Genomic DNA, 6,000 nt, shown 5'->3' with positions numbered 1-6,000 from the left:
GGGCGGCGCCCACCCGGTGTCGCACCAGGCGGCGTTCGCGCCGCCGCCCGGCGCGACACTGGACAGCACGGCGCACCTGATGCACCGGATCGGCGCCCAGCTCGCCGGCCGGCTCAGCCTCGTCGCCCCCGACGGCAGGCGGCGCCCCACCCCGCCCCCGCTCGTCCTGGTGGCCCACGGCAGCCGCGACCCGCGCGCGCTGGCCACGGTCCGCACGCTCCTCGACCGGATCCGTGAGCTGCGGCCCGGACTGGCCGTGCATCTCGGCCACATCGAGCTGAACGAGCCCCTGCTCGCCGACACGCTCGCCGCCCTCGACGCGCGCGACGTGCCCGAGGCCGTGCTCGTGCCGCTGCTCCTCGGCCGCGGCCACCACGTCAAGCACGACATCCCGCGGACGGCGTCGGGCGCCCGGGTGCGCACGCGCGCGGCGGCCCCGCTCGGCCCGCACCCGCTGCTCGTCGAGACCCTGTACGAACGTCTGATCGAGGCCGGCTGGCGGACCAGGCTGAGCGACGCGCAACGCCGGGCGAGCGGTGTGGTGCTGGCCGCGGCCGGCTCCCGCGACCCGGAGTCGGCGCTCGACACCCGTGCCACGGCCCGGCAGCTGGCCGAACGGCTCGGTGTCCCGGTCCTCGCCGCGTACGCCTCCGCCGCCGCGCCCGACGTCCGCACCGCCGTGCGCGCGCTGGCCGAGCGCGGCCGGCACCGGATCGCGGTGGCCGGGTACTTCACCGCGCCCGGCCGGTTCGCCACCCAGAGCGCCGAGGCCGCCCCCTGGCTCGCCGCCGCCCCCCTCGGCGCCCACCCGGCGATGGCCCGCCTGGTCCTGCACCGCTACGACCAGGCACGCGCCGCCGAGGCGCCCGCGCCCGCCACACCCACGCCGCCCGCGTCCGCGTCCGCGCCCACGCCCACGCCCGCGTCCACGGGCACCGCCCCCACCGCCCCCGCGAACCCGGCCGCCCCCTCGGCCCCGGCGCGGATCCCGGCCTGACGCCGGAGCGAGGCGGGCGAGGCGAGCCCCGGCGCCCGGGCGCGGACGTCCCGATTGTCACTGCCTGCGCTTACTGTCGTGGGATGGAAGGCACCGCACCGCCCCAGGCGTACGAGGACAGCGCACTGCCCGCCGGATACGACGGGCAGGCCGTCGAGCGCTGGTCCGCCGAGCCCGACAAACGCGCGGGCCGCACCGCCTTCCAGCGCGACCGCGCCCGTGTGCTGCACTCCGCGGCGCTGCGCCGCCTGGCCGGCAAGACCCAGGTCGTCACCCCGGGCACCCGCGGCCAGGTGTGGGACGCCAGCCCCCGCACCCGGCTCACCCACTCCCTGGAATGCGCCCAGGTGGGCCGCGAGCTCGGTGCCTCCCTCGGCTGCGACCCCGATCTCGTCGAGGCGGCCTGTCTCTCCCACGATCTCGGCCACCCGCCCTTCGGGCACAACGGCGAGCAGGCGCTGAACGAGTTCGCGGCCGACTGCGGCGGCTTCGAGGGCAACGCCCAGTCGCTGCGGCTCCTCACCCGCATCGAGCCCAAGCGCTTCGTCCGGGACCCGGCGGCGGCTGCGGAGGCCGCGGCTGCGGGCGGCGACCTGGTCAGCGTCGGCCTCAACCTCACCCGTGCCGTGCTCGACGCGGCCACCAAGTACCCCTGGCCGCGCGGCGCCCGTCCGGGCGATCCGGCCTCACCGAAGTTCGGCGTCTACGAGGACGACCGGCCGGTCTTCGACTGGGTCCGCAAGGACGCCCCGGAGGGCCGTACCTGCTTCGAGGCCCAGGTCATGGACTGGTCGGACGACGTGGCGTACTCGGTGCACGACGTGGAGGACGGCCTGCACGCCGGTCACATCGACCCCGGCTGCCTGCGTGCCGGGCCCGAGCGCCGGGAGGTCTTCGCGGTCGCCGTCGGCCGGTACGTGCCGGCGGACACCGACCCCGCCGAGCTCGCCGAGGCCCTGGACCGGCTCCAGGACCAGGAGTGGTGGCCGCACGGCTACGACGGTTCGGCGGTCGCCCAGGCCCGGCTGAAGGACGCCACCAGCCAGCTCATCGGCCGTTTCTGCCTGGCCGCCGAGGGCGCCACGCGGGGCGCGTGGGGCGGCGGACGCCTCACCCGTTACGGTGCCGAGCTCGTCGTCCCCCGCGAGGTCCGGATGGAGTGCGCGGTCCTCAAGGCGGTCGCCGACCGCTATGTGATGCAGCGCGCCGAGCAGGAACTGCTCAGAGCCGACCAGCGGATCGTGGTCGCCGAACTGGCCGAGGCGCTCACCGCCCGCGCCCCGCAGGGACTGGACCCCCAGTTCCGCGCGCTGTTCGACCAGGCGGGTGACGACCGCGCGCGCAAACGGGTGATCGTCGACCAGATCGCCTCCCTGACCGACGCCTCGGCCCGTTCGCTGCACGCCTGGCTGACGTCCCGGCGGGGCGGGTGAGCACAGTTCACACCTGAGGCGGAAGAGCACCCGAAGGTGACCGTGCGTGGCCTGATCGGGCCACCCCCTCTTCCCGACCCACGCCGCGTGCGGGAGGCTCGCATGTGGCGACACCCGCAGTGTTTTCCGGGGAGACACCCCCGAGACCCCCTGTAGGAGGCAACAAGTGGTCGACGCGGATCAGACATTCGTCATCGTCGGAGGCGGCCTGGCCGGGGCCAAGGCGGCCGAGACGCTCCGGGCGGAGGGCTTCACCGGGCGCGTGATACTGATCTGCGACGAACGCGACCACCCCTACGAGCGGCCGCCCCTGTCCAAGGGCTATCTGCTGGGCAAGGAGGAACGCGACAGCGTCTTCGTGCACGAGCCCGCCTGGTACGCGCGCAACGACATCGAGCTGCACCTGGGGCACACCGTCACCGCCCTCGACCGGGTCGCGAAGACGGTCCGCTGTGGTGAGGACGGCACCCTCGCCCACTACGACAAGCTGCTGATCGCCACCGGCGCCGAACCCCGCCGCCTGAACGTCCCCGGCACGGACCTGGCCGGGGTCCACCATCTGCGCCGCCTCTCCCACGCCGAACGCCTCAAGGGCGTCCTCGCCTCCCTCGGCCGCGACAACGGCCACCTGGTGATCGCGGGCGCCGGCTGGATCGGCCTGGAGGTCGCGGCCGCGGCCCGCGAGTACGGCGCGGAGGTCACCGTCGTCGAGCCCGAGCCGACCCCGCTGCACGGCGTCCTCGGCCCCGAGCTGGGCGGTGTCTTCGCCGAGCTGCACCAGGAGCACGGGGTCCGCTTCCGCTTCGGCGTGCGCCTCACCGAGATCGTCGGCCAGGACGGCATGGTGCTGGCCGCCCGCACCGACGACGGGGAGGAACACCCCGCGCACATCGTGCTCGCGGCGATCGGCGCGGCCCCCCGGGCCGCCCTGGCGGAGGCGGCGGGCCTGGAGCTCGCCGACCGTGCGCACGGCGGCGGCATCGCGGTCGACGCCCGGCTGCGCACCTCCGACCCCGACATCTTCGCGGCCGGTGACGTCGCCTCCTTCCCGCACCCCCTCTTCGGCACCCGGCTGCGCGTCGAGCACTGGGCCAACGCGCTCAACGGCGGACCCGCCGCCGCCCGCGCGATGCTCGGCAAGGACGTCACCTACGACCGCGTGCCCTACTTCTTCTCCGACCAGTACGACCTGGGGATGGAGTACAGCGGGTGGGCGCCCCCGGGGTCGTACGACCAGGTCGTGATCCGCGGCGACGCCGGCAAGCGCGAGTTCATCGCCTTCTGGGTCAAGGAGGGCAGGGTACTGGCCGGCATGAACGTGAACGTGTGGGACGTCACAGAGCCGATCCAGCAGCTGATCCGGTCCGGTGCCACGGTGGACAGCGAGGCGCTGGCGGACCCGCACACGCCGCTGGACAGCCTCGTCCCCTGAGCTCGGGACCCCGCTCGCCCCGGCAGTGTCGGTCCGGCCCCGTAGAATCGCTTCGTGGCAGGACGGATCAACGACGAGGACGTGAAGGCGGTACGGGACGCGGTCCCGATCGACGCCGTCGTGTCCGAGTACCTGCAACTGCGCAACGCGGGCGGCGGCAACCTCAAGGGCCTGTGCCCGTTCCACGACGAGAAGTCGCCGTCCTTCCAGGTCAGCCCGAGCAAGGGACTCTTCCACTGCTTCGGCTGCCAGGAGGGCGGCGACACCATCACGTTCGTGATGAAGGTCGACCACCTCACCTTCTCCGAGTCGGTCGAGCGGCTGGCCGCCCAGGCCGGCATCACCCTGCGCTACGAGGAGGGCGGCTACAACCCCGCCCATCAGCGCGGCGAGCGCATCCGCCTGGTCGAGGCCCACAAGATCGCCGCCCAGTGGTACGCCGAACAGCTCGCCACCAGCCCCGAGGCCGACACCGGCCGGATCTTCCTGGCCGAGCGCGGCTTCGACCAGGCCGCCGCCGTCCACTTCGGCGTCGGCTACAGCCCCCAGGGCTGGGACCACCTCACCCGCTATCTGCGCGGCAAGGGCTTCACCGACAAGGAACTGACCCTTTCCGGCCTCTCCCAGGAGGGCCGCCGCGGCCCCATCGACCGCTTCCGCGGCCGGCTGATGTGGCCGATCCGCGACATCGGCGGCGAGGTCGTCGGCTTCGGCGCCCGCAAGCTGTACGAGGCGGACAACGGCCCCAAGTACCTCAACACCCCCGACACCCCGATCTACCGCAAGTCCCAGGTCCTCTACGGCATCGACCTGGCGAAGAAGGACATCGCCAAGTCCAGCCGCGCCGTCGTCGTCGAGGGCTACACCGACGTCATGGCCTGCCACCTCGCCGGGGTGACCACCGCGATCGCCACCTGCGGCACCGCCTTCGGCGGCGAGCACATCAAGATCCTCAGACGGCTGCTGATGGACAACGGCAGCGCCCGGGTGATCTTCACCTTCGACGGTGACGCGGCCGGCCAGAAGGCCGCCCTGCGCGCCTTCGAGGACGACCAGAAGTTCGCCGCCGAGACGTACATCGCGATCGCGCCGGACGGCATGGACCCCTGCGACCTGCGCCTCGCCAAGGGCGACGATGCGGTCGCCGACCTGGCCGAACCACGCACCCCGCTCTTCGAGTTCGCGCTGCGCCAGATCGTCGTGCGCTACGACCTGGACACCCCCGCGGGCCGCGCCGCCGCCCTCGACGAGGCGGCCCCGATCGTCGCCCGGATCAAGAACAGCGGCGCCCAGCACGAGGTCGCCGTCCAGCTGGCGGGCATGCTCGGCATCCTGGACACCCAGTTCGTGGTCAAGCGGGTGGCGCAGCTGGCCCGTTGGGCCCGCGATCGCGGCGGCAAGGGCGCCCCGGCCCAGGGCCCGGCCCGCGGTGGCGCCCAGCCCTACGAGGCCGCCCCGCGCCCCGCCGCGGGCGGCCCGGCCCTCAACCTCCGCAACCCCGTCTACGCCACCGAGCGCGAGCTCCTCAAACTCGCCCTCCAGCGCCCGGAACTGGTCTCCCCGGCCTTCGACGCGTACGGCGTCGACGAGTTCACCGCCGCGCCCTACGCCGCCGTACGCCTGGCCGTCATGGAGGCGGGCGGCGCCGAGTACGGCATCCAGGACGCCCAGGAATACCTGGTCCGGGTCCGCGAGGCCGCCCCCGACGACGGTGTCCGCGCGATGGTGACGGAACTCGCGGTCGAGGCGATCATGCGCCGCACGGTGGACGAGAACTACGCGGGCGAGCAGCTGGTGACCGTGCGCAGGCGGGCCGTCGAGCGCCGGATCCGGGACATCCAGTCCACCCTCGCCCGCCTCGGCTCGCACGGCGACCCGGGCCAACTGGCCGCCGTGCAGAACGAGTTGTGGATCCTCCAGCAGTACGACCAGACCCTGCGCGAGCAGGGCGCGGCCGCCCTCTGAGGTTCGGCCGGACCCGGCGGTCCGCGGCGGTTTGAGTTCCGCGGGACTGCGTACCCGTACGGGCGGGATCTGCGTGCGGTCACGGACCGGACGCAAAAAGTCACCGCACGCCCCTCGTGGCGGCGATGTGTCGTACTCCACACTGGGTTCCGGTGCCTGAGTCCTCGGAGCGC

The 6,000-nt window shown here is 73.8% G+C and carries 4 protein-coding genes; all 4 read left to right on the top strand.

The window, feature by feature from the left end; all coding sequences use genetic code 11:
* Positions 1-79: 79 nt before the first annotated feature.
* Positions 80-997, top strand: a complete 918-nt coding sequence (locus ABT085_RS17180; RefSeq protein WP_351607753.1) for a sirohydrochlorin chelatase — start codon at positions 80-82, stop codon at positions 995-997.
* 83 nt (positions 998-1,080) lie between these two features.
* Positions 1,081-2,430: a deoxyguanosinetriphosphate triphosphohydrolase gene (locus ABT085_RS17175; protein WP_351607750.1), complete on the top strand. Its 1,350-nt coding sequence runs from the start codon at positions 1,081-1,083 to the stop codon at positions 2,428-2,430.
* A 166-nt stretch (positions 2,431-2,596) separates the two neighbouring features.
* Positions 2,597-3,862 (top strand): NAD(P)/FAD-dependent oxidoreductase, encoded by a 1,266-nt coding sequence (locus ABT085_RS17170; RefSeq protein WP_351607747.1) that lies wholly within the window; start codon positions 2,597-2,599, stop codon positions 3,860-3,862.
* 54 nt (positions 3,863-3,916) lie between these two features.
* Entirely contained in the window at positions 3,917-5,827 is a 1,911-nt protein-coding gene (dnaG, locus tag ABT085_RS17165; RefSeq protein WP_351607744.1) for a DNA primase, read from the top strand.
* Positions 5,828-6,000 lie beyond the last annotated feature (173 nt).

The organism is Streptomyces sp. NPDC002265 (genome assembly GCF_040296125.1).
Taxonomy (GTDB): domain Bacteria; phylum Actinomycetota; class Actinomycetes; order Streptomycetales; family Streptomycetaceae; genus Streptomyces.
Note: the sequence above shows the minus strand (reverse complement) of the source record. Positions and strands in the feature narration are given on the sequence as shown.